Source organism: Pseudomonas hydrolytica (assembly GCF_021495345.1).
Classification (GTDB): Bacteria; Pseudomonadota; Gammaproteobacteria; order Pseudomonadales; family Pseudomonadaceae; genus Aquipseudomonas; species Aquipseudomonas hydrolytica.
In genome coordinates, this window is record NZ_CP099397.1 from 2,201,384 (window position 1) to 2,222,009 (window position 20,626).

Consider the following 20,626-nt stretch of genomic DNA (forward strand, 5'->3'; position numbering starts at 1 on the left):
TGGCCTGGGGATCAAAGAAAAAACCGGCCGCGAGGGCCGGTTCTTCGGAGCGCGCGTCTGCTTAGCGATATTCGCAGAGGTAGGCGGTATCCACCGCGACCTTCAGCTGGAACTTGCTGTTGGCCGGTACGGTGAAGTTGCTGCCGGCTTCGAAGGTGCTCCAGCTGTCGCTGCCCGGCAGTTTCACGGTCAGGGCGCCGGCCACCACGTGCATCACTTCCAGCTGGCTGGTGCCGAACTCGTATTCGCCCGGGGCCATCACGCCGATGGTGGCAGGGCCTTCGGCCATGGCGAAGCCGATGGATTTGACGGTGCCGTCGAAGTACTCGTTGACCTTGAACATCTGCGATTCCTCGGGAAGGGTTACAAAAGGGGGCGCCAGTATGCCCAAGCGCCTTTTTTTCGTCATCAGTCTTTGAGCGGCAGCACCAGCGGCAGCAGGCGAGCGGTGTTGCGGGCGTCGGTCAGGGCGCGATGTTGCGCGCCCTGAAATTGCAGGCCGGCCAGTTGCAATGCACTGTGCAGGCCGACTGGGCGTGGCAGCTGGCGGGCCTTGGCGAAAGCCTGCTTGAGGTTGAGATGAGGTGTCCCTTGCAGCAGGCTGGTCAACTGGTGCTGACGCCACTCCTGCTCCAGCTGGCGGCGATCGTAATCGCCCCAGCTGCTCCAGCCGACCAGGCGCGGGGCGTGTTGCTCCAGCCAGCGCTCGAGCTGTGCCCAGACCTGCGGCAGAGACCCGGCACCGTCGACGTCGGCCTGGGCGATATGGGTCAGTTCCCGGCAGAAATCGGTCAGGCAGGGGCGCCGCTGCGGTTTGACGAAACGCTGGAAGTGGTCGCGCTCGTGGCCATCGGCCCCCACCAGGCTGGCGCCGATCTCGATGATTTCCATTTCTTCCAGTGGCCAGCCGCCTTCGTCGGTGGTGGCTTCCAGGTCGATGACCAACCAATGCCCCATGGGCGCTCCTTTGCATGAGGGCCAGGCTTGCGAGACCTGGCCTGAACGGGTCCGCCCGCAGTATGGAAGGCCTTTTCGGCCAGGGCAAACCCCTGATGCGAGGTTGTGCGGCGGCGATTTCTGCTGTCCTGGTGCCGCCGAGCGCTGCATGAGAGGCGAGTCTGTTGCAAAAGCTTTGATGATTCGCGGCATGCCCGTTAGGCTCTGCCGCCTGTGTCTGGAGGAGCTTGCTATGGCAAAGGTCGCGTTTATCGGTTTGGGTGTGATGGGTTATCCGATGGCCGGGCATCTGGCCCGTAATGGCCATCAGGTGACGGTATACAACCGCTCGCCGGGCAAAGCCGAGCAGTGGATGGGCGAGTACGCCGGCGCCAGCGCGCCGACGCCGCGCGAGGCGGTGCAGGGTGCCGAGCTGGTGATGTGCTGCGTGGGCAACGACGATGACCTGCGCAGCGTGATACTGGGCGAGCAGGGCGCGTTCGCCGGCATGGCGCCGGGCGCCATTCTGGTCGACCACACCACGGCCTCCGCCGACGTCGCGCGCGAGCTGGCGGCCATTGCTGCCGAGCGTGGTCTGGGGTTTCTCGACGCGCCGGTGTCCGGCGGCCAGGCTGGTGCGGTCAATGGCGTGCTGACGGTCATGGTGGGCGGCGAGCAGGCGGCCTATGCCGCGGCCGAGCCGGTGATCCAGAGCTACGCGCGGATGATCCGCCTGATGGGGCCGGCCGGCAGCGGCCAGCTGAGCAAGATGGTCAACCAGATCTGCATTGCCGGCCTGGTCCAGGGCCTGGCCGAGGGGCTCAACTTCGCCCAGCACGCCGGCCTGGACGCTCATGCCGTCGTCGATGTGATCAGCAAGGGCGCGGCCCAGTCCTGGCAGATGGAAAACCGCTACAAGACCATGCTGGCCGGCGAATTCGACTTCGGTTTCGCCGTCGACTGGATGCGCAAGGACCTTTCCATTCTGCTCGAAGAGGCGCGGCGCAACGGCGCGCAGCTGCCGGTGACGGCGCTGGTCGACCAGTTCTACGCCGACGTGCAGGCCATGGGCGGCGGGCGCTGGGATACGTCCAGCCTGCTGGCGCGTTTGCAGCGTAACCGCTGAGCGGAAGGCCTCGACTGGCGAGGCGCGCGTCATTAGGATCGCCGCCGTTCGTTTCGCTTCGTTGAGGTCGCCCATGGAGTGTCGTGCCGGGTGCGGTGCCTGCTGCATCGCGCCTTCCATCAGTTCGCCGATTCCCGGCATGCCTGAAGGCAAGCCGGCCGGCGTGCGCTGTATCCATCTGTCCGCTGAGTTTCTTTGCGCATTGTTCGGGCGCGCCGAGCGTCCGGCAGTCTGCGTCGGTTTCAAGGCCGACGAACAGGTTTGCGGGAATGACCGGGAAAGCGCGATTCGCTTGCTTGGCTGGCTGGAGCAGGCGACGGCCTGACCGGCTGAACCCGCCTCGCCCGGACGCGGTCGAAGCTTCAGTGGTTCTCGGGAGTAGCTCGATGCAGATAGTGCGTTTTTCCGCTTTGCTCATGACGCTCTGTGCGGTCAGCGTCCAGGCGGCCGACAGGCAATGGCAGCTGGCGCGCGAGGAGGACGGTATACGGGTGTATCTGGCCGATGTGCCGGGCTCCAAGTACAAGGCCTACCGTGGCGTGGTCACGGTGAAGAGCGATCTGCCCGGTTTGCTGGCCGTGCAGGAAGACGTCGCCGGGTCCTGCGCCTGGATCTACAGCTGCCAGCAGCAGCGGCTTTTGAAAAGCGAGGGCGAGGTCAGCGAGCTGTACACCCGTTTCGAGATGCCCTGGCCGGTCAAGGCGCGGGATTCGATAATCGAAGTCACCACCCATACCGAATCCGATGGCAGCGTCACGCGCCAGCTCAAGGCCGTGCCAGGGCGCTTGCCGGAGGAGGGCGGCTTCGTGCGGGTGCAGCGCGTCGATGGCCAGTGGCGTCTTAAGCCGCTGGAGGGTGATCGCGTGGAAGTCACCTACGAGGCGCATACCGAGCCGGGCGGCAGCGTGCCTTCATGGCTGGCCAACAGTTTTGTCGTCGATGCCCCGCTGCAGACCCTCAAGGGGTTGCGTGCGCAGGTCGAGGGTGGCTGAGCGGCGGTTAAAACGCGGGAATCATCGAGCGCAAACGAAAAAAAGGCTGCCAGTTGGCAGCCTTTTGCGTAGTGCGCGAGGACCTCAGCCGCGGTCGGCCGGCAGGTCACGCTGCTCGTAGCCGGTGTACAGCTGGCGCGGACGGCCGATCTTGTACGGGCCGGAGAGCATTTCCTTCCAGTGCGAGATCCAGCCCACGGTGCGTGCCAGGGCGAAGATCACGGTGAACATCGAGGTCGGAATGCCGATGGCCTTGAGGATGATGCCCGAGTAGAAGTCCACGTTCGGGTAGAGGTTGCGCTCCTTGAAGTAAGGATCGTTGCGCGCGATCTCTTCCAGCTTCATCGCCAGTTCCAGCTGCGGGTCGTTGATGCCCAGCTCGGCCAGTACCTCGTCGCAGGTCTGCTTCATCACCTTGGCGCGCGGGTCGAAGTTCTTGTACACGCGGTGGCCGAAGCCCATCAGCTTGAACGGATCGTTCTTGTCCTTGGCCTTGGCCACGTACTTGTCGATGTTGTCCACGCTACCGATCTCGTCGAGCATGGTCAGCACCGCTTCGTTGGCGCCGCCGTGCGCCGGGCCCCAGAGGGCGGCGATGCCGGCTGCGATGCAGGCGAACGGGTTGGCGCCCGAAGAGCCAGCCAGACGTACGGTGGAGGTGGAGGCGTTCTGCTCGTGGTCGGCGTGGAGGATGAAGATCTTGTCCATCGCCTTGGCCAGTACCGGGCTGATCGGTTTGATCTCGCACGGGGTGTTGAACATCATGTGCAGGAAGTTTTCCGCGTAGTTCAGGTCGTTACGCGGGTACATCATGGGCTGGCCCATGGAGTACTTGTAGGTCATGGCGGCGATGGTCGGCATCTTGGCCACCAGGCGCATGGCCGAGACTTCGCGGTGCTGCGGGTTATTGATGTCCAGCGAGTCGTGATAGAAGGCGGACAGGGCGCCGACCACGCCACACATGATGGCCATCGGGTGGGCGTCACGGCGGAAGCCGTTGAAGAAGGTCTTCAGCTGCTCGTGAACCATGGTGTGGTTCTTGATGGTGCTGACGAACTTGGCCTTCTCTTCCTTGCTCGGCAGTTCGCCATTGAGCAGCAGGTAGCAGGTTTCCAGGTAGTCGGATTGCTCGGCGAGCTGCTCGATGGGGTAGCCGCGGTGAAGCAGGATGCCCTTGTCGCCGTCGATATAGGTGATCTTCGACTCGCAAGAGGCGGTCGACATGAAACCAGGATCAAAGGTGAACCGACCCGTGGCGGTCAGGCTCCGCACATCTATTACATCGGGACCAACAGTGCCGGTCAGAACGGGCAGTTCGACGGGGGCATTGCCCTCGATGATCAACTGCGCTTTTTTGTCAGCCATATGTGGCCTCCTAGTTATGCTTGAAATCATCAGACAGCCCCCCACGCAGGGCCCGCACCACTATAGTGGGATAAATCCGAAAGTCAATTTGCGAGAACCCAGGCAGCAGAAGGGTTTGGGCGGGATTTTCAACGAAAAAAGGCCGCTATTTACGCCATTTATTTGAAGGCTGCAATGCGCTTTTTGGGGGAGGGCATTGCATTGTCATTAGTCTGCTAACTGTCTATACTCTGCGCCCGACCGCCAGGGGCTTTGCGGCCATATCATGGCGGTCGTCACTCCTTGGGTGATGGGTACCTGACCAGTGCACTTCCCAACAACTTTGCCCTGATAGTTAGGGGCTCTCAGTGTGATAAAAGCCGTGAATAGCCAACGACCTGTAAACCTAGACCTTAGGACTATCAAGCTCCCGATCACCGCTTACACGTCCATTCTTCACCGTATCTCCGGTGTCATCCTCTTTGTCGGTATCGCCATCCTGCTGTTCGGCCTCGACAAGTCGCTGACCTCCGAAGAGGGCTTCGCCCAGGTGAAGGAATGCCTGACCAGCCCGCTGGCCAAGTTCGTGATCTGGGGTCTGCTGTCCGCTCTGCTGTACCACCTGGTGGCCGGTGTGCGCCATCTGATCATGGACATGGGCATCGGTGAGACGCTGGAAGGCGGCAAGCTGGGCTCGAAAATCGTCATCGCCGTCGCGGCGATCGTGATCGTGCTGCTGGGGGTGTGGATATGGTAACTAATGTCACGAATTTCTCGCGTTCGGGCCTCTATGACTGGATGGCGCAACGCGTTTCTGCGGTCGTTCTCGCGGCTTACACGCTGTTTCTGCTGGGCTATGTGATCTGCAATCCGGGTATGGGTTATGCCGAATGGCACGGCCTGTTCTCCAATACCGCGATGCGCATCTTCAGCCTGCTGGCACTGGTAGCACTGAGCGTGCACGCCTGGGTCGGCATGTGGACCATCTCCACCGACTACCTGACGCCGATGGCGCTGGGCAAGTGGGCGACTGGTGTGCGTTTCCTGTTCCAGGCCGTGTGCGGCATCGCGATGTTCGCGATGTTCGTCTGGGGCGTGCAGATTCTGTGGGGTTTCTGATTCATGGCTAGCATCCGTACTCTTTCCTATGACGCCATCATCGTAGGTGGCGGCGGCGCCGGCATGCGTGCTGCGCTGCAACTGGCCCAGGGCGGCCACAAGACTGCCGTGGTCACCAAGGTGTTCCCGACTCGTTCGCACACCGTTTCCGCTCAGGGTGGCATCACCTGCGCCATCGCTTCGGCCGACCCGAACGACGATTGGCGCTGGCACATGTACGATACCGTCAAGGGTTCCGACTACATCGGCGACCAGGACGCTATCGAATACATGTGTTCCGTCGGCCCGGAGGCCGTGTTCGAGCTCGAGCACATGGGGCTGCCGTTCTCCCGTACCGAGCAGGGCCGCATCTATCAGCGCCCGTTCGGCGGCCAGTCCAAGGGTCCGGACAATCCGACCCAGGCTGCCCGTACCTGCGCCGCTGCCGACCGTACCGGTCACGCGCTGCTGCACACCCTGTACCAGGCGAACCTGAAGGCTGGCACCTCGTTCCTCAACGAGTGGTATGCCGTTGACCTGGTGAAGAACCAGGACGGCGCCATCGTCGGCATCATCGCCATCTGCATCGAGACTGGCGAAACCGTCTACATCCGTTCCAAGGCCGTGGTGCTGGCCACTGGCGGTGCCGGTCGTATCTACGCCTCCACCACCAACGCCCTGATCAACACCGGCGACGGCGTGGGCATGGCCCTGCGTGCCGGCGTGCCGGTGCAGGACATCGAAATGTGGCAGTTCCACCCGACCGGTATCGCCGGCGCCGGTGTTCTGGTTACCGAAGGCTGCCGTGGCGAGGGTGGTTACCTGATCAACGCCCATGGCGAGCGCTTCATGGAGCGTTACGCCCCTAACGCCAAAGACCTGGCCGGCCGCGACGTGGTCGCCCGCTCCATGGTCAAGGAAGTGATCGCCGGCAACGGCTGTGGCCCGAACAAGGACCACGTACTGCTCAAGCTCGATCACCTCGGCGAAGAAGTGCTGCACAGCCGCCTGCCGGGCATCTGCGAACTGTCCAAGACCTTTGCCCACGTCGACCCTGTGGTCGCGCCGGTTCCGGTCATCCCGACCTGCCACTACATGATGGGCGGCGTTGCCACCAATATTCATGGTCAGGCCATCACCCAGGACGCCAACGGCAACGACAAGATCATCGAAGGTCTGTTCGCCGTGGGTGAAGTCGCCTGCGTATCGGTGCACGGTGCCAACCGTCTGGGCGGCAACTCGCTGCTGGACCTAGTGGTATTCGGCCGCGCTGCCGGTCTGCACCTGGAAAAAGCGCTCAAGGAAGGTGTCGAGGTGCGTGGCGCCAGCGAAACCGACATCGAGCAGTCGCTGGCCCGCCTGGCTGGCGTCAACGAGCGCAGCACCGGCGAAGAAGTCGCGCCGCTCAAGCGCGAGCTGCAACAGTGCATGCAGAACTACTTCGGTGTATTCCGTACCGGCGAATACATGCAGAAGGGCATCCAACAACTGGCCGACCTGCGCGAGCGTATCGCCAAGGTGAAGATCTCCGACAAGAGCCAGGCGTTCAACACTGCGCGTATCGAAGCGCTGGAACTGCAAAACCTGCTCGAAGTCGCCGAAGCGACCGCGGTCGCGGCCGAGGCTCGTAAAGAGTCCCGTGGCGCCCACGCTCGTGAAGACTTCGAAGAGCGCGATGACCAGAACTGGCTGTGCCACTCCCTGTACTTCCCAGGCGAGAAGCGCGTGGCCAAGCGTGCTGTCAACTTCGCGCCGAAGACCGTTCCGGCGTTTGAACCCAAGGTTCGGACTTATTAAGGGTGACTGATATGTTGCAAGTCAGTGTTTATCGCTACAACCCGGAGAAGGACGCGGCTCCGTTCATGCAGGACTTCCAGATCGACACCGGCGGCAAGGACATCATGGTCCTGGACGTGCTGGCGCTGATCAAGGAGCAGGACGAAGGTTTCTCCTATCGTCGCTCCTGCCGCGAGGGCGTATGCGGCTCCGACGGCATGAACATCAACGGCAAGAACGGCCTGGCCTGCATCACCCCGCTGTCTGCAGCGGGGCTGAAAGGTGGCAAGCTGGTGATTCGTCCGCTGCCGGGTCTGCCGGTCATTCGTGACCTGGTCGTCGACATGAGCATCTTCTACAAGCAGTACGAGAAGGTGCAGCCGTTCCTGCAGAACGACACGCCGGCTCCGGCCATCGAGCGTCTGCAGTCGCCGGAAGAGCGCGAGAAGCTCGACGGTCTGTACGAGTGCATCCTGTGCGCCTGCTGCTCGACCAGCTGCCCGTCGTTCTGGTGGAACCCGGACAAGTTCCTCGGTCCCGCTGCGCTGCTGCAGGCCTATCGTTTCCTGGCCGACAGCCGCGACACCAAGACCGCCGAGCGTCTGGCTTCGCTGGACGATCCGTTCAGCGTGTTCCGCTGCCGCGGCATCATGAACTGCGTCAACGTGTGCCCGAAGGGTCTGAACCCGACCAAGGCAATCGGCCACGTGCGCAACATGCTGCTGCAGAGCGGTACCTGATTCGCAAGTTGCTGTACCCGTAACACCTGCATTGCCGGCTCCGGCCGGTAATGCAGCAAAAGCCAGAGCCGCAGCCCACAAAGCCGCGGCTCATACTCGAAAAATATGACGACCAGCAGGGGCATCCGGGCTGGTACCCGGACTATCTGCGGGAACCCAAGTGGCTTGATCCGAGTCGCAGCAAGATGACTTTGATTGGAGCCATGCGGTATTCACGCCGGTGGTGTCCCCTTACCGAGGGTGACCAAGCATGCAAGAAAGCGTGATGCAGCGCATGTGGGACAGTGCCCACCTATCCGGTGGCAACGCTGCCTACGTGGAAGAGCTCTACGAGCTCTACCTGCACGATCCCAACGCTGTGCCAGAAGAATGGCGCACTTACTTCCAGAAGTTGCCGACCGACGGCAGCGCTGCAACGGACGTATCGCATTCGACCATTCGCGATCATTTCGTCCTGCTCGCCAAGAATTCGCGTCGTGCCCAGCCGGTTTCCGCCGGGGCCGTCAGCAGCGAGCACGAAAAGAAGCAGGTGGAAGTGCTGCGCCTGATCCAGGCCTACCGCATGCGTGGCCATCAGGCCGCCCAGCTCGACCCTCTGGGTCTGTGGGTGCGCACTGCGCCGTCTGATCTGTCGATCAATCACTACGGCCTGACCGACGCAGACCTGGACACCACGTTCCGTACCGGCGAGCTGTACATCGGCAAGGAAGAGGCAACGCTACGTGAAATCCGCGACGCGCTGCAGCAGACATATTGTCGCACCATCGGCGCCGAGTTCACCCACATCGTCGACTCCGGCCAGCGCAACTGGTTCGCCCAGCGCCTGGAGAGCGTGCGCGGTCGTCCGCAGTTCTCTCCCGAGGTGCGCGCCCACATCCTCGAGCGCGTCACCGCTGCCGAAGGCCTGGAGAAGTACCTGGGCACCAAGTACCCGGGCACCAAGCGTTTCGGTCTGGAAGGTGGCGAGAGTCTGATCCCGCTGCTGGACGAGATCATCCAGCGCTCGGGTTCCTACGGCACCAAGGAAGTGGTCATCGGCATGGCCCACCGCGGCCGTCTGAACGTTCTGGTCAACACCTTCGGCAAGAACCCGCGCGACCTGTTCGACGAGTTCGAAGGCAAGAAGACCGAAGGCCTGTCGTCCGGCGACGTGAAGTACCACCAGGGCTTCTCCTCCAACGTCATGACCCCGGGTGGCGAAGTGCACCTGGCGCTGGCGTTCAACCCCTCGCACCTGGAAATCGTTTCCCCGGTGGTCGAGGGTTCCGTGCGTGCCCGTCAGGATCGTCGCAACGACGCCACCGGCGACAAGGTGCTGCCGATTTCCATCCACGGTGACGCGGCATTCGCCGGTCAGGGCGTGGTCATGGAAACCTTCCAGATGTCGCAGACCCGTGGCTACAAGACGGGCGGCACCATCCACATCGTGATCAACAACCAGGTTGGCTTCACCACCAGCCGTCCGGAAGATGCGCGCTCGACCGAATACGCCACCGACGTGGCGAAGATGATCCAGGCGCCGATCTTCCACGTGAATGGCGATGATCCGGAAGCCGTGCTGTTCGTCACCCAGCTGGCCGTCGACTACCGCATGCAGTACAAGCGCGACGTGGTCATCGACCTGGTCTGCTACCGCCGCCGCGGCCACAACGAGGCCGACGAGCCGAACGGCACCCAGCCGCTGATGTATCAGCAGATCGCCAAGCAGCGCACCACCCGTGAGCTCTACGCCGACGCCCTGGTTGCCGCTGGCGTGCAGAGCAGCGACGACGTGCAGGCCAAGATCGACGACTACCGTACCGCGCTGGACAACGGCCAGCACGTGGTCAAGAGCCTGGTCAAGGAGCCGAACAAGGAGCTGTTCGTCGACTGGCGTCCGTATCTGGGCCACGCCTGGACCGCGCGTCACGACACCCGTTTCGATCTGAAGACCCTGCAGGATCTGTCCGCCAAGCTGCTGGAAATTCCGGAAGGCTTCCTGGTTCAGCGTCAGGTCGCGAAGATCCTCGAAGACCGTCAGAAGATGGGCGCGGGCGGCTTGCCGATCAACTGGGGCTTCGCCGAGACCATGGCTTACGCCACGCTGCTGGTCGAAGGTCACCCGATCCGCATGACCGGTCAGGACATCGGCCGCGGTACCTTCTCGCACCGTCATGCGGTGCTGCACAACCAGAAGGACGCCTCCACCTACGTTCCGCTGAAGAACCTGTACGAAGGTCAGCCGAAGTTCGAGCTGTACGATTCGTACCTCTCCGAGGAAGCGGTTCTGGCCTTCGAATACGGCTATGCCACCACCACGCCGAACGCGCTGGTGATCTGGGAAGCTCAGTTCGGCGACTTCGCCAACGGCGCCCAGGTGGTATTCGACCAGTTCATCTCCAGTGGCGAGCACAAGTGGGGCCGTCTCTGCGGTCTGACCGTTCTGCTGCCGCACGGCTATGAAGGGCAGGGGCCTGAGCACAGCTCGGCACGTCTGGAGCGCTATCTGCAGCTGTGCGCCGAGCACAACATGCAGGTCTGCGTACCGACCACGCCGGCGCAGGTCTACCACATGCTGCGTCGTCAGGTGATCCGTCCGCTGCGCAAGCCGCTGGTGGTGCTGACGCCGAAGTCGCTGCTGCGTCACAAGCTGGCCATCTCGACCCTGGAAGATCTGGCCGAAGGCTCCTTCCAGACCGTCATCGGCGAGATCGATTCGCTGGACCCGAAAAAGGTCGAGCGCATGATCCTGTGCAGCGGCAAGGTCTACTACGACCTGCTGGAGAAGCGTCGTGCCGAGGGTCGCGAGGACATCGCCATCATCCGTATCGAGCAGCTCTATCCGTTCCCGGAAGAGGATCTGGCCGAGGCACTGGCGCCGTACAAGAACCTCAAGCACATCGTCTGGTGTCAGGAAGAGCCGATGAACCAGGGCGCCTGGTACTGCAGTCAGCATCACATGCGTCGCGTCGCCACTGCGCACAAGAAGGGCCTGTTCCTCGAATACGCGGGCCGTGAGGCTTCGGCTGCGCCGGCTTGCGGTTATGCCTCGATGCATGCCGAGCAGCAGGAAAAACTGCTGCAGGACGCCTTTACTGTTTAACGCCTTCATCCGCCAGGTGGCAGGTGCCACCTGGCGGTAAAACCGAATTTAAGGAAACGCATACAATGGCTATCGAGATCAAAGCCCCAACCTTCCCGGAATCGGTTGCCGACGGCACCGTCGCTACCTGGCACAAGAAGCCGGGCGAAGCGGTCAAGCGCGATGAGCTGATCGTCGACATCGAAACCGACAAGGTGGTGATCGAAGTCCTGGCCGAGGCCGACGGCGTCCTGGCTGAAATCATCAAGAACGAAGGCGACACCGTTCTTTCCAACGAACTGCTGGGCAAGCTGACCGAAGGTGGCGCTGCCGCCGCTGCTCCGGCTGCCGCTCCGGCCGCTGCCGCCGCCCCGGCTCAGGCTGCTGCTCCGGCCGCCGCCGCTGGTGACGACGCCATCCTCTCGCCGGCCGCGCGCAAGCTGGCCGAAGAGAACGGCATCGACCCGAACAGCATCGCCGGCACCGGCAAGGGCGGCCGTGTGACCAAGGAAGACGTGGTCGCTGCCGTCGAAGCCAAGAAGAACGCTCCGGCTGCCGCACCGGCCAAGCCGGCCGCTGCTCCTGCCGCCGAAGCTCCGGTAATCGCCACCGGCGACCGTACCGAGAAGCGCGTGCCGATGACCCGCCTGCGCGCCAAGATCGCCGAGCGTCTGGTCGAGGCGCAGTCCTCCATGGCCATGCTGACCACCTTCAACGAAGTGGACATGACCGAAGTCATGGCCCTGCGCTCGAAGTACAAGGACCTGTTCGAGAAGTCCCACAATGGCGTGCGCCTGGGCTTCATGTCGTTCTTCGTCAAGGCCGCTACCGAGGCGCTGAAGCGCTTCCCGGCAGTCAACGCCTCGATCGACGGCAACGACATCGTTTACCACGGCTACGCCGACATCGGTGTTGCCGTGTCCAGCGACCGTGGCCTGGTGGTTCCGGTGCTGCGCAACGCCGAGCTGATGAGCCTGGCTGAAATCGAGAGCGGCATTGCCACCTTCGGCAAGAAGGCGCGCGACGGCAAGCTGTCGATCGAAGAAATGACTGGCGGTACCTTCACCATTACCAACGGCGGTACTTTCGGTTCGATGATGTCGACCCCGATCGTCAACCCGCCGCAGGCCGCGATCCTGGGTATGCACAACATCATCCAGCGCCCGATGGCGATCAATGGTCAGGTGGTGATCCGTCCGATGATGTATCTGGCGCTGTCTTACGACCACCGCCTGATCGATGGTAAGGAAGCCGTGACCTTCCTGGTGACCATCAAGAACTTGCTTGAAGATCCGGCTCGCCTGCTGCTGGAAATCTAAAAGCCAGTCTCCTCCACGGCGGCCCTGTTCACAGGGCCGTCCGGTTTATTCGAGAAGGAATACGTTATGACCCAGAAATTCGACGTGGTAGTCATCGGTGCCGGCCCTGGTGGCTACGTAGCCGCCATCAAAGCAGCGCAACTCGGTCTGAAGACTGCCTGCATCGAGAAGTACCAGGGCAAGGACGGCAAGATCGCCCTCGGCGGTACCTGCCTGAACGTCGGTTGCATTCCCTCCAAGGCGCTGCTGGACAGCTCCTGGAAGTACCATGAAGCGAAAGAAGGCTTCGCCGTACACGGTATCGAAGCCAAGGGCGTGACCATCGACGTGCCGGCGATGATCGGTCGCAAGGCCAACATCGTTAAGAACCTGACCGGCGGCATCGGCGCGCTGTTCAAGGCCAACGGTGTGACCCTGCTGGAAGGCCACGGCAAGCTGCTGGCCGGCAAGCAGGTTGACGTCACCGGTATCGACGGCAAGACCCAGGTGGTCGAAGGCGCTCATGTGATCATCGCCTCCGGCTCCAAGCCGGTCGAGATCCCGCCGGCACCGGTCGATCAGGACGTGATCGTCGACTCCACCGGCGCCCTGGAATTCCAGAGCGTACCGAAGAAGCTGGGCGTCATCGGCGCGGGCGTGATCGGTCTGGAACTGGGCTCGGTATGGGCTCGCCTGGGCTCGGAAGTGACCGTGCTGGAAGCCATGGACAAGTTCCTTGCCGCTGCCGATGAGCAGATCGCCAAGGAAGCCCAGAAGACCCTGACCAAGCAGGGCCTGGACATCCGCCTGGGCGCGCGCGTCACCGCCAGCGAAGTCAAGAAGAAGCAGGTTACCGTCACCTTCACCGACGCCAATGGCGAGCAGAAGATGACCTTCGACAAGCTGATCGTGGCCGTTGGCCGTCGCCCGGTGACCACCGATCTGCTGGCTGCCGACAGCGGCGTGGATCTGGACGAGCGTGGCTTCATCTTCGTCAACGACCAGTGCGAAACCAGCGTTCCGGGCGTATACGCCATCGGTGACGTGGTTCGCGGCGCCATGCTCGCGCACAAGGCCTCGGAAGAGGGCGTGATGGTTGCCGAGCGCATCGCCGGCCACAAGGCGCAGATGAACTACGACCTGATCCCGTCCGTGATCTACACCCACCCGGAAATCGCATGGGTCGGCAAGACCGAGCAGCAACTGAAGGCCGAAGGCGTTGCCGTCAACGTCGGTACCTTCCCGTTCGCCGCCAGCGGCCGCGCCATGGCTGCCAACGACACCGGTGGTCTGGTCAAGGTCATCGCTGACGCCAACACCGACCGCGTACTGGGCGTTCACGTGATCGGCCCAAGCGCTGCCGAACTGGTGCAGCAGGGCGCGATCGGCATGGAATTCGGCACCAGCGCCGAAGACCTGGGCATGATGGTCTTCTCCCACCCGACCCTGTCCGAGGCGCTGCACGAAGCGGCCCTGGCGGTCAACGGTGGCGCGATCCACATCGCCAACCGCAAGAAGCGCTAAGCGTCACAAGTGGCCGCCTCGTGCGGCCACGCAAATTGTTGTAAGCCGCCGGGTAGGCGGGGCGTCGTGCAATCGCCCCATCGCTGCGGCGGTGTTTGCAAGCAGAACCACGTCGGATGGCCCGCGTCGAGTTCGTCTCGCGGCGGAAAGCCCGACGGACTGCTTCGGCAGTCACAGGTGGCGCGGTATCACAAGTACAGCGCCGAATGCGCAATACCTAAACGAAGACGGTAGACAAGCATGAATCTTCACGAGTATCAGGGTAAGCAGCTGTTCGCTGAATACGGCCTGCCCGTATCCAAGGGCTTCGCGGTAGACACCCCCGAAGAAGCCGCAGAAGCCTGCGAAAAAATCGGCGGCAGCGAGTGGGTCGTCAAGGCTCAGGTCCACGCTGGTGGCCGCGGCAAAGCCGGTGGCGTAAAGCTGGTCAAGAGCAAAGAAGACGCCAAGGCCTTCGCCGCCAACTGGCTGGGCAAGCGTCTGGTGACCTACCAGACTGACGCCAACGGTCAGCCGGTCAGCAAAATCCTGGTCGAATCCTGCACCGACATCGCCAAGGAGCTGTACCTGGGCGCCGTCGTGGACCGCTCCAGCCGTCGCATCGTGTTCATGGCTTCCACCGAAGGTGGCGTGGACATCGAGAAAGTGGCCCACGAAACCCCTGAGAAGATCCTCAAGGCCACCATCGATCCGCTGGTCGGCGCTCAGCCGTACCAGGGCCGCGAGCTGGCTTTCCAGCTGGGTCTGGAAGGCGATCAGGTCAAGCAGTTCACCCACATCTTCGTTGGCCTGGCCAAGCTGTTCCAGGACTACGACCTGGCTCTGCTGGAAGTGAACCCGCTGGTGATCAAGGCTGACGGCAACCTGCACTGCCTGGACGCCAAGATCAACATCGACTCCAACGCCATGTACCGTCAGCCCAAGCTGCGCGCCATGCACGACCCGTCCCAGGACGATCCGCGTGAAGCCCATGCGCAGAAGTGGGAACTGAACTACGTCGCGCTGGAAGGCAACATCGGTTGCATGGTCAACGGTGCCGGCCTGGCCATGGGCACCATGGACATCGTCAACCTGCACGGCGGTCAGCCGGCCAACTTCCTCGACGTAGGTGGTGGCGCGACCAAAGAGCGCGTGACCGAAGCGTTCAAGATCATCCTCTCCGATGACAACGTCAAAGCCGTTCTGGTGAACATCTTCGGCGGTATCGTTCGTTGCGACATGATTGCCGAAGGCATCATCGGCGCCGTGAAGGAAGTCGGCGTGAAGATCCCGGTGGTCGTCCGCCTGGAAGGTAACAACGCCGAGCTGGGCGCCAAGGTCCTGGCTGACAGCGGTCTGAACATCATCGCGGCAACCAGCCTGACCGACGCTGCCCAGCAGGTCGTCAAGGCCGCGGAGGGTAAGTAATGAGCATCCTGATCAACAAAGACACCAAGGTCATCTGCCAGGGCTTCACCGGCTCGCAGGGCACCTTCCACAGCGAACAAGCCATCGCCTACGGCACCAAGATGGTCGGCGGCGTGACTCCGGGCAAGGGTGGTAGCACTCACCTGGGCCTGCCGGTGTTCAACACCGTCAAGGAAGCCGTGGAAGCCACTGGCGCTGAAGCGTCGGTGATCTACGTTCCGGCTCCGTTCTGCAAGGACTCGATCCTGGAAGCGGCCAACGGCGGCATCAAGCTGATCGTCTGCATCACCGAAGGCATCCCGACCATCGACATGCTGGAAGCCAAGGTCAAGTGCGACGAGCTGGGCGTACGCCTGATCGGCCCGAACTGCCCGGGCGTGATCACTCCCGGCGAGTGCAAGATCGGCATCATGCCGGGTCACATCCACCTGCCGGGCAAAGTAGGCATCGTGTCGCGTTCCGGCACCCTGACCTATGAAGCCGTGAAGCAGACCACCGACGCCGGCTTCGGCCAGTCCACCTGCGTGGGCATCGGCGGTGACCCCATCCCGGGCTCCAACTTCATCGATATCCTGAAGCTGTTCCAGGAAGATCCGAAGACCGAAGCGATCGTCATGATCGGTGAGATCGGCGGTTCGGCCGAGGAAGAAGCGGCTGCCTTCATCAAGGCCAACGTCACCAAGCCGGTGGTTTCCTACATCGCTGGTGTGACCGCTCCTCCCGGCAAGCGCATGGGCCACGCTGGCGCCATCATCTCCGGCGGCAAGGGCACTGCAGACGAGAAGTTCGCTGCGCTGCAGGACGCCGGTGTGAAAACCGTGCGTTCCCTGGCTGACATCGGCAAGGCCCTGGCCGAGCTGACCGGTTGGGAAGTCAAGAACGCCTAAGCGTTTCTGACCCTCGCAAAAAGGCCACCTTCGGGTGGCCTTTTTGTTTGTCTGCAGAGCAGTTGCCGCGTTACCTGTACCGACGGTCCGTAGGGTGCGCTGTGCGCACCAGATGGCATATGCAAAGGGACCGAGCCCCCTACAGGCTGGATCTATCAGCATATGCGTAAGCCCGGGGCGGGCAGGGCAGTTGCTGCCAAAGCCGCGTGACTGTCGAGCATGCGACAGCCAGTTGCGCCAGTTCGACAGCTCGTCCGCCAACTGTGCTGCTGACCGGCAGTTTTCGTTAGTATCCGCGCCTTACCGTGTCCGTGGCGTCACAAGCGCCTGGCGATGCCTTTAGTGGTTCGAGCCAAACGCTCGGGCGACGTTTCCCCGATCCCTCAAGGAAACCCCGCAACTCTTCGATTTCCTGTTCGTGGTATTTCCCTTTATGACTCGTTTGCAAGGCTCGGACCTCCTGGCCCTCGGCTTCATGACTTTTGCGCTGTTCCTCGGCGCCGGCAACATCATCTTCCCGCCCAGCGCGGGCCTGGCGGCGGGGGATAACCTGCTGCCGGCGGCACTGGGCTTTCTCCTGACCGGCGTCGGCCTGCCGTTGCTGACGGTGGTCGCCCTGGCTCGTGTCGGTGGCGGTATGGATCTGCTCACCGCGCCGCTGGGCAAGATCGCCGGCGCAACCCTGGCGGTGGCGGTGTACCTGGCCATCGGCCCGCTGTTCGCCACCCCGCGTACCGCCGTGGTGTCGTTCGAGATGGGCATCGCGCCATTCACCGGTAACGAAGGCGCGCCGCTGCTGATCTACACCCTGGTGTATTTCGCGGCCGTGCTGTTCCTTTCGCTCAATCCGGGACAACTGGTCGATCGCATCGGCAAGTTCATCACCCCGGTACTGCTGGCGGCGCTGCTGGTGCTGGGCGGCGCGGCCCTGTTCGCACCGGCCGGCGAGATCGGCACGGCTGCCGAGAGCTATCGCGAGACGCCGCTGGTGCAAGGCTTCCTGCAGGGCTACCTGACCATGGATACCCTGGGCGCGCTGGTCTTCGGTATCGTCATCGCCAGTGCCATTCGTGACCGCGGTGTCAGCGACGCCGGCCTGGTGACCCGTTATTCGGTGATCGCCGGCATCATCGCCGCCATCGGCCTGTCGCTGGTGTACCTGGCGCTGTTCTACCTCGGCGCCACCAGCCAGGGCATCGCGGGCGATGCGCAGAACGGCGTGCAGGTGCTGACCACCTACGTACAGCACACCTTCGGCACCACCGGCAGCCTGTTGCTGGCCGTGGTCATCACCCTGGCGTGCCTGACCACGGCGGTAGGCCTGTTGACCGCTTGCGGCGAGTTCTTCAGCAAGCTGCTGCCGGTTTCCTATCGCAGCGTGGTGATCGCCTTCGGTCTGTTCAGTCTGGTGGTGGCCAACCAGGGCCTGACCCAGCTGATCAGCTTCTCCATCCCGGTGCTGGTCGGTCTGTATCCGCTGGCCATCGTGCTGGTCGCCCTGAGCCTGGCCAATCGCCTGTGGGTTTCCCAGTCGCTGGTCTTCGTGCCGGTGATGGCCGTTACGCTGATCTTCGGTGTGGCTGACGGTGTTGCCGCGACCCCCTGGGCCGACAAGGTTCCCGCCTGGTTCGGGCAGCTGCCGCTGGCCGGTCAGAGCCTGGGCTGGCTGCTGCCGGTGGCGGTGACGCTGGTGCTGGTCGTGGCGCTGGATCGCATCCTCGCGCTGCGTCAGAGCGCAACCGCCTGAGTCGCGCTTCCAACACAAGGGCCGCCCACAAGGCGGCCTTTTTTGTCGACCCCGAAGCAAGGTGCCTGGCTATAATTCGCGGCAGTCCTACAAGGAGTTGGCATGCCCATCAGCGATCAATACCTGCCGCATTTTCTGGCCGCACTCTGGTTCATCTTCTGCTGGGGCGGCTATACCCGCTACGCCTCCTGGAAGGGGCAAACCACACCCTGTCTGGCCAGCGTCCTGCATCTGTACCGTGAGGACTGGATGCGCCGCATGCTGCTGCGCGACAACCGCATCGCCGACGCCAACGTGATCGGCAACCTCGAGCGCAACGCGTCCTTCTTCGCCTCCAGCACCCTGATCATCCTGGCCGGTATCCTCACCGTCCTGGGCGCCTCCGACCGCGCCCTGTCGCTGCTGGCCGACATTCCGTTCGTGCAGCAGGCCAGTCGCGGACTGTCGGAAATCAAGCTCCTGTGCCTGGGCATCATCTTCGTCTACGCCTTCTTCACCTTCAGCTGGTGCATGCGCCAGTACAACTTCGCCGCCGTGCTGGTGGGCTCGGCGCCGATGGTGGGCGAGCGGCATGTCACCGAGCAGGAACGCAAGGCCTTCGCCGAGCGCACCGCGCGGGTGATCTCGATGGCCGCCAACCAGTTCAACTTCGGCCTGCGCGCCTACTATTTCGGCATGGCGACCCTGGCCTGGTTCATCAACCCCTGGTTCTTCATGCTGGTCACCGCCGGTGTGGTCGTGGTGCTGTATCGCCGTGAGTTCCACTCGGACGTTCTGGAAGTAATGGTCTATACCCCAACGCCGGCCGCCGAGGTGGCCAAGGAGAAGAGTGAATGAGCATTCCGTTCTGGTGCGTCTTCATCAGCGCCTTGCTGATCTTCATCGCCAAGGCGCCGGTGGCCAAGGCCATGGCCGAGGAGGGCGGCGGTCGTTACGACAATCACCATCCACGCGCGCAACAGGCACGCCTGACCGGCTTCGGTGCCCGTGCGCTGGCCGCGCATCTGAACAGCATCGAAGCGTTTCCCCTATTCGCCGTCGGCGTGCTGATGGCGCATGTCACCCAGACCTACGGCTTTCTGATCGACCTGCTGGCCATCGTCTTCGTGGTCAGCCGGGTGCTGTATCTGCTGTTCTACTGGTACGACCTGCACTGGCAGCGCAGCCTGGTCTGGGTTGTCGGCCTGCTCTGCAGCCTCTTGCTGATGCTCAGCCCGGCGCTGTGATGCGACAAGGCCCGCGCTAGGCGGGCCTTGTCGTTTGCTCGGGTGCTGAACCTTTATTGGTTCTGCTCGGGCTGACCTTCCGGGGAGCTCAGCGGAGCGTTGGCGCCCGGCTCGTCGGTGCCCGGCATGTCGTCCTGCGGGACCGGCTCATTGGTTTCCGGCAGCGGCGGTTCCGGGGCGGGGGCGGGAGCTGCTGGCTGCGCTTCCGTCGCGGGCGCCGCTGGAGCCTGAGATCTCTCCTCTTCCTTCTTGTCGCAAGCGGCGAGTCCGAGGCCTGCAACCAGGAGCAGGGCGAACGGCAGAGTCTTTTTCATCGTTGAGCCTCCATGTATGGCTTTCGTCATTCATAGGGCTTTGAACTTCAGGTTTTACATTAAGTTCAACTGCACCTGCAGGCGCGACAGGCTGCACGCTGGGCCACGCCGGGGCTGAAGCGCGGCCTGGCGCAAGGTATCATGCGCGGCCTTATCGCATTTACCCCCGTCCAGGTCGCCGTCATGTCGGAAAACACCATCCTCGAGCGCGCCCAGCGCTTTCTTTCTGCCCTGCGCCATTGCCAGGTGCTGGGCATGAGCGTGCAGGGGGCCGACAGTCGCGGCCTGACCCTGCGTCTGCCCTATGCCGCGCACATCGTCGGCAACCCGGACACCGGGGTGATCCACGGTGGCGCCATCACCACGCTGATGGACACCACCTGCGGCATCTCCACCGTCTGCGTGCTGCCGGAGTTCGAGATCTGCCCGACCCTGGATCTGCGCATCGACTACATGCACCCGGCCGAGCCCGGCAAGGATGTGTTCGGCTTTGCCGAGTGCTACCGCGTCACCCCCAACGTGATCTTCACCCGCGGCTATGCCTATCAGGACGATCCCGAGCAGCCGATCGCCCATGTGGTTGGGACCTTCATGCGCATGGGCAAGGCAGCGCAGGGCGCCGGTGGGCTCAAGCAGAACATTCAGCAGGGCGGTGCGGCATGAGCGAACTGAATCTGGAACAACTGGTGGCGCGCGCGCACCAGCAGAACGACTACGACCCGCTGATCAACCTGATCCCCTACGCCAAGCTGCTGGGCATCGAATGCCTGCGCCTGGGCGATGACATGGTCTTTCGCCTGCCGGCCAACCGCGACTGCATCGGCAACCCGGTGCTGCCGGCCCTGCACGGCGGGGTGATCGCCGGTTTCATGGAGCATGCGGCCATGCTTCATCTGCTGATGTTCATGGGCATTCCACATTTGCCGAAAATCATCGACTTCTCGATAGATTACCTGCGCGCCGGCCATTATCGTGACACCTACGCGCAATGCCAGGTCTGGCGCCAGGGGCGACGCGTCGCCAACGTGGCGATCACCGCCTGGCAGACCACCCAGACCGAACCTATCGCCACCGCTCGCGCCCACTTCAAGGTCGATGAGCCTTAAGCAGGCCGGTGGGCCGGGCAGCGCGCGGCAATAATCACAAGGAA

At 62.9% G+C, this 20,626-nt stretch carries 21 protein-coding genes; 17 read left to right on the forward strand and 4 right to left on the reverse strand.

The features are described from left to right. Positions 1-61: 61 nt before the first annotated feature. Positions 62-343: a pyrimidine/purine nucleoside phosphorylase gene (ppnP, locus tag L1F06_RS10185; protein WP_003240864.1), complete on the reverse strand. Its 282-nt coding sequence runs from the start codon at positions 341-343 to the stop codon at positions 62-64. A 65-nt stretch (positions 344-408) separates the two neighbouring features. After that, positions 409-957, reverse strand: coding sequence for a 3'-5' exonuclease (locus L1F06_RS10190; RefSeq protein ID WP_129483436.1), 549 nt, complete (start codon positions 955-957; stop codon positions 409-411). Between the two features lie 232 nt (positions 958-1,189). Here L1F06_RS10190 and L1F06_RS10195 point away from each other — a divergent pair, with 232 nt between their 5' ends. The 3 genes from L1F06_RS10195 (at position 1,190) to L1F06_RS10205 (ending at position 3,054) form a co-directional block, all read left to right on the forward strand. After that, on the forward strand, positions 1,190-2,062 hold the full coding sequence (locus tag L1F06_RS10195; protein WP_148118015.1) for an NAD(P)-dependent oxidoreductase: 873 nt from the start codon (positions 1,190-1,192) through the stop codon (positions 2,060-2,062). 73 nt (positions 2,063-2,135) lie between these two features. After that, the gene (locus tag L1F06_RS10200; protein ID WP_003240861.1) at positions 2,136-2,387 is read left to right on the forward strand and encodes a YkgJ family cysteine cluster protein; all 252 of its coding nucleotides are present in this window, start codon (positions 2,136-2,138) and stop codon (positions 2,385-2,387) included. Positions 2,388-2,448: 61 nt separating this feature from the next. Then, entirely contained in the window at positions 2,449-3,054 is a 606-nt protein-coding gene (locus L1F06_RS10205; RefSeq protein WP_129483438.1) for an START domain-containing protein, read from the forward strand. An 84-nt stretch (positions 3,055-3,138) separates the two neighbouring features. Here L1F06_RS10205 and gltA read toward each other — a convergent pair whose 3' ends face one another. Next, the gene (gene gltA, locus L1F06_RS10210) at positions 3,139-4,419 is read right to left on the reverse strand and encodes a citrate synthase (RefSeq protein WP_129483439.1); all 1,281 of its coding nucleotides are present in this window, start codon (positions 4,417-4,419) and stop codon (positions 3,139-3,141) included. 349 nt (positions 4,420-4,768) lie between these two features. Between gltA and sdhC the strand changes: the two genes are divergently transcribed. The 12 genes from sdhC (at position 4,769) to L1F06_RS10270 (ending at position 19,162) form a co-directional block, all read left to right on the forward strand. Further along, positions 4,769-5,155 carry a succinate dehydrogenase, cytochrome b556 subunit gene (gene sdhC / locus L1F06_RS10215; protein ID WP_012018796.1) on the forward strand — a complete coding sequence of 129 codons (387 nt, stop codon included), beginning with the start codon at positions 4,769-4,771 and terminating at the stop codon, positions 5,153-5,155. Further along, complete coding sequence (gene sdhD, locus L1F06_RS10220) at positions 5,149-5,517, forward strand: succinate dehydrogenase, hydrophobic membrane anchor protein (protein WP_003240851.1); 369 nt, start codon at positions 5,149-5,151, stop codon at positions 5,515-5,517. Before sdhC ends, sdhD begins: the two co-directional genes overlap by 7 nt. Positions 5,518-5,520: 3 nt before the next feature. After that, the gene (gene sdhA / locus L1F06_RS10225) at positions 5,521-7,293 is read left to right on the forward strand and encodes a succinate dehydrogenase flavoprotein subunit (RefSeq protein WP_003240849.1); all 1,773 of its coding nucleotides are present in this window, start codon (positions 5,521-5,523) and stop codon (positions 7,291-7,293) included. 11 nt (positions 7,294-7,304) lie between these two features. After that, a complete protein-coding gene (locus L1F06_RS10230; protein ID WP_003240848.1) occupies positions 7,305-8,012 on the forward strand; it encodes a succinate dehydrogenase iron-sulfur subunit in 708 nt (235 codons plus the stop codon). 250 nt (positions 8,013-8,262) lie between these two features. After that, positions 8,263-11,094: a 2-oxoglutarate dehydrogenase E1 component gene (locus tag L1F06_RS10235; RefSeq protein WP_003240847.1), complete on the forward strand. Its 2,832-nt coding sequence runs from the start codon at positions 8,263-8,265 to the stop codon at positions 11,092-11,094. 65 nt (positions 11,095-11,159) lie between these two features. After that, positions 11,160-12,392: a 2-oxoglutarate dehydrogenase complex dihydrolipoyllysine-residue succinyltransferase gene (gene odhB, locus L1F06_RS10240; RefSeq protein WP_003240846.1), complete on the forward strand. Its 1,233-nt coding sequence runs from the start codon at positions 11,160-11,162 to the stop codon at positions 12,390-12,392. A gap of 66 nt (positions 12,393-12,458) precedes the next feature. Continuing rightward, positions 12,459-13,895: a dihydrolipoyl dehydrogenase gene (gene lpdA / locus L1F06_RS10245; RefSeq protein WP_129483440.1), complete on the forward strand. Its 1,437-nt coding sequence runs from the start codon at positions 12,459-12,461 to the stop codon at positions 13,893-13,895. 240 nt (positions 13,896-14,135) lie between these two features. Next, on the forward strand, positions 14,136-15,302 hold the full coding sequence (gene sucC / locus L1F06_RS10250; RefSeq protein WP_003240844.1) for an ADP-forming succinate--CoA ligase subunit beta: 1,167 nt from the start codon (positions 14,136-14,138) through the stop codon (positions 15,300-15,302). Then, on the forward strand, positions 15,302-16,189 hold the full coding sequence (sucD, locus tag L1F06_RS10255) for a succinate--CoA ligase subunit alpha (RefSeq protein ID WP_003240843.1): 888 nt from the start codon (positions 15,302-15,304) through the stop codon (positions 16,187-16,189). The genes sucC and sucD overlap by 1 nt, the downstream gene beginning before the upstream one ends. A gap of 433 nt (positions 16,190-16,622) precedes the next feature. Then, positions 16,623-17,936 (forward strand): branched-chain amino acid transport system II carrier protein, encoded by a 1,314-nt coding sequence (gene brnQ / locus L1F06_RS10260; protein WP_129483635.1) that lies wholly within the window; start codon positions 16,623-16,625, stop codon positions 17,934-17,936. 102 nt (positions 17,937-18,038) lie between these two features. Further along, positions 18,039-18,773, forward strand: coding sequence for a DUF599 domain-containing protein (locus L1F06_RS10265; RefSeq protein WP_012018793.1), 735 nt, complete (start codon positions 18,039-18,041; stop codon positions 18,771-18,773). Further along, entirely contained in the window at positions 18,770-19,162 is a 393-nt protein-coding gene (locus L1F06_RS10270; RefSeq protein WP_003240840.1) for an MAPEG family protein, read from the forward strand. Before L1F06_RS10265 ends, L1F06_RS10270 begins: the two co-directional genes overlap by 4 nt. A gap of 53 nt (positions 19,163-19,215) precedes the next feature. On the opposite strand, the gene L1F06_RS10275 is transcribed toward L1F06_RS10270, so the two are convergent. Beyond that, positions 19,216-19,476 carry a hypothetical protein gene (locus L1F06_RS10275; RefSeq protein WP_003240838.1) on the reverse strand — a complete coding sequence of 87 codons (261 nt, stop codon included), beginning with the start codon at positions 19,474-19,476 and terminating at the stop codon, positions 19,216-19,218. A 183-nt stretch (positions 19,477-19,659) separates the two neighbouring features. Here L1F06_RS10275 and L1F06_RS10280 point away from each other — a divergent pair, with 183 nt between their 5' ends. Next, complete coding sequence (locus L1F06_RS10280) at positions 19,660-20,139, forward strand: PaaI family thioesterase (RefSeq protein WP_012018791.1); 480 nt, start codon at positions 19,660-19,662, stop codon at positions 20,137-20,139. Next, positions 20,136-20,582, forward strand: coding sequence for a PaaI family thioesterase (locus tag L1F06_RS10285; protein ID WP_003240834.1), 447 nt, complete (start codon positions 20,136-20,138; stop codon positions 20,580-20,582). Before L1F06_RS10280 ends, L1F06_RS10285 begins: the two co-directional genes overlap by 4 nt. Positions 20,583-20,626 lie beyond the last annotated feature (44 nt).

Bases quoted from the DNA above. Each gene is read 5' to 3' on its own strand.
- L1F06_RS10200 (WP_003240861.1), top strand. From the start codon at position 2,136: ATGGAGTGTCGTGCCGGGTGCGGTGCCTGCTGCATCGCGCCTTCCATC.
- L1F06_RS10230 (WP_003240848.1), top strand. From the start codon at position 7,305: ATGTTGCAAGTCAGTGTTTATCGCTACAACCCGGAGAAGGACGCGGCT.
- brnQ (WP_129483635.1), top strand. From the start codon at position 16,623: ATGACTCGTTTGCAAGGCTCGGACCTCCTGGCCCTCGGCTTCATGACT.
- L1F06_RS10195 (WP_148118015.1), top strand. From the start codon at position 1,190: ATGGCAAAGGTCGCGTTTATCGGTTTGGGTGTGATGGGTTATCCGATG.
- sdhA (WP_003240849.1), top strand. From the start codon at position 5,521: ATGGCTAGCATCCGTACTCTTTCCTATGACGCCATCATCGTAGGTGGC.
- lpdA (WP_129483440.1), top strand. From the start codon at position 12,459: ATGACCCAGAAATTCGACGTGGTAGTCATCGGTGCCGGCCCTGGTGGC.
- L1F06_RS10265 (WP_012018793.1), top strand. From the start codon at position 18,039: ATGCCCATCAGCGATCAATACCTGCCGCATTTTCTGGCCGCACTCTGG.
- L1F06_RS10205 (WP_129483438.1), top strand. From the start codon at position 2,449: ATGCAGATAGTGCGTTTTTCCGCTTTGCTCATGACGCTCTGTGCGGTC.
- sdhD (WP_003240851.1), top strand. From the start codon at position 5,149: ATGGTAACTAATGTCACGAATTTCTCGCGTTCGGGCCTCTATGACTGG.
- odhB (WP_003240846.1), top strand. From the start codon at position 11,160: ATGGCTATCGAGATCAAAGCCCCAACCTTCCCGGAATCGGTTGCCGAC.
- L1F06_RS10235 (WP_003240847.1), top strand. From the start codon at position 8,263: ATGCAAGAAAGCGTGATGCAGCGCATGTGGGACAGTGCCCACCTATCC.
- L1F06_RS10285 (WP_003240834.1), top strand. From the start codon at position 20,136: ATGAGCGAACTGAATCTGGAACAACTGGTGGCGCGCGCGCACCAGCAG.
- L1F06_RS10190 (WP_129483436.1), bottom strand. From the start codon at position 957: ATGGGGCATTGGTTGGTCATCGACCTGGAAGCCACCACCGACGAAGGC.
- L1F06_RS10280 (WP_012018791.1), top strand. From the start codon at position 19,660: ATGTCGGAAAACACCATCCTCGAGCGCGCCCAGCGCTTTCTTTCTGCC.
- ppnP (WP_003240864.1), bottom strand. From the start codon at position 343: ATGTTCAAGGTCAACGAGTACTTCGACGGCACCGTCAAATCCATCGGC.
- gltA (WP_129483439.1), bottom strand. From the start codon at position 4,419: ATGGCTGACAAAAAAGCGCAGTTGATCATCGAGGGCAATGCCCCCGTC.
- L1F06_RS10270 (WP_003240840.1), top strand. From the start codon at position 18,770: ATGAGCATTCCGTTCTGGTGCGTCTTCATCAGCGCCTTGCTGATCTTC.
- sucC (WP_003240844.1), top strand. From the start codon at position 14,136: ATGAATCTTCACGAGTATCAGGGTAAGCAGCTGTTCGCTGAATACGGC.
- sucD (WP_003240843.1), top strand. From the start codon at position 15,302: ATGAGCATCCTGATCAACAAAGACACCAAGGTCATCTGCCAGGGCTTC.
- L1F06_RS10275 (WP_003240838.1), bottom strand. From the start codon at position 19,476: ATGAAAAAGACTCTGCCGTTCGCCCTGCTCCTGGTTGCAGGCCTCGGA.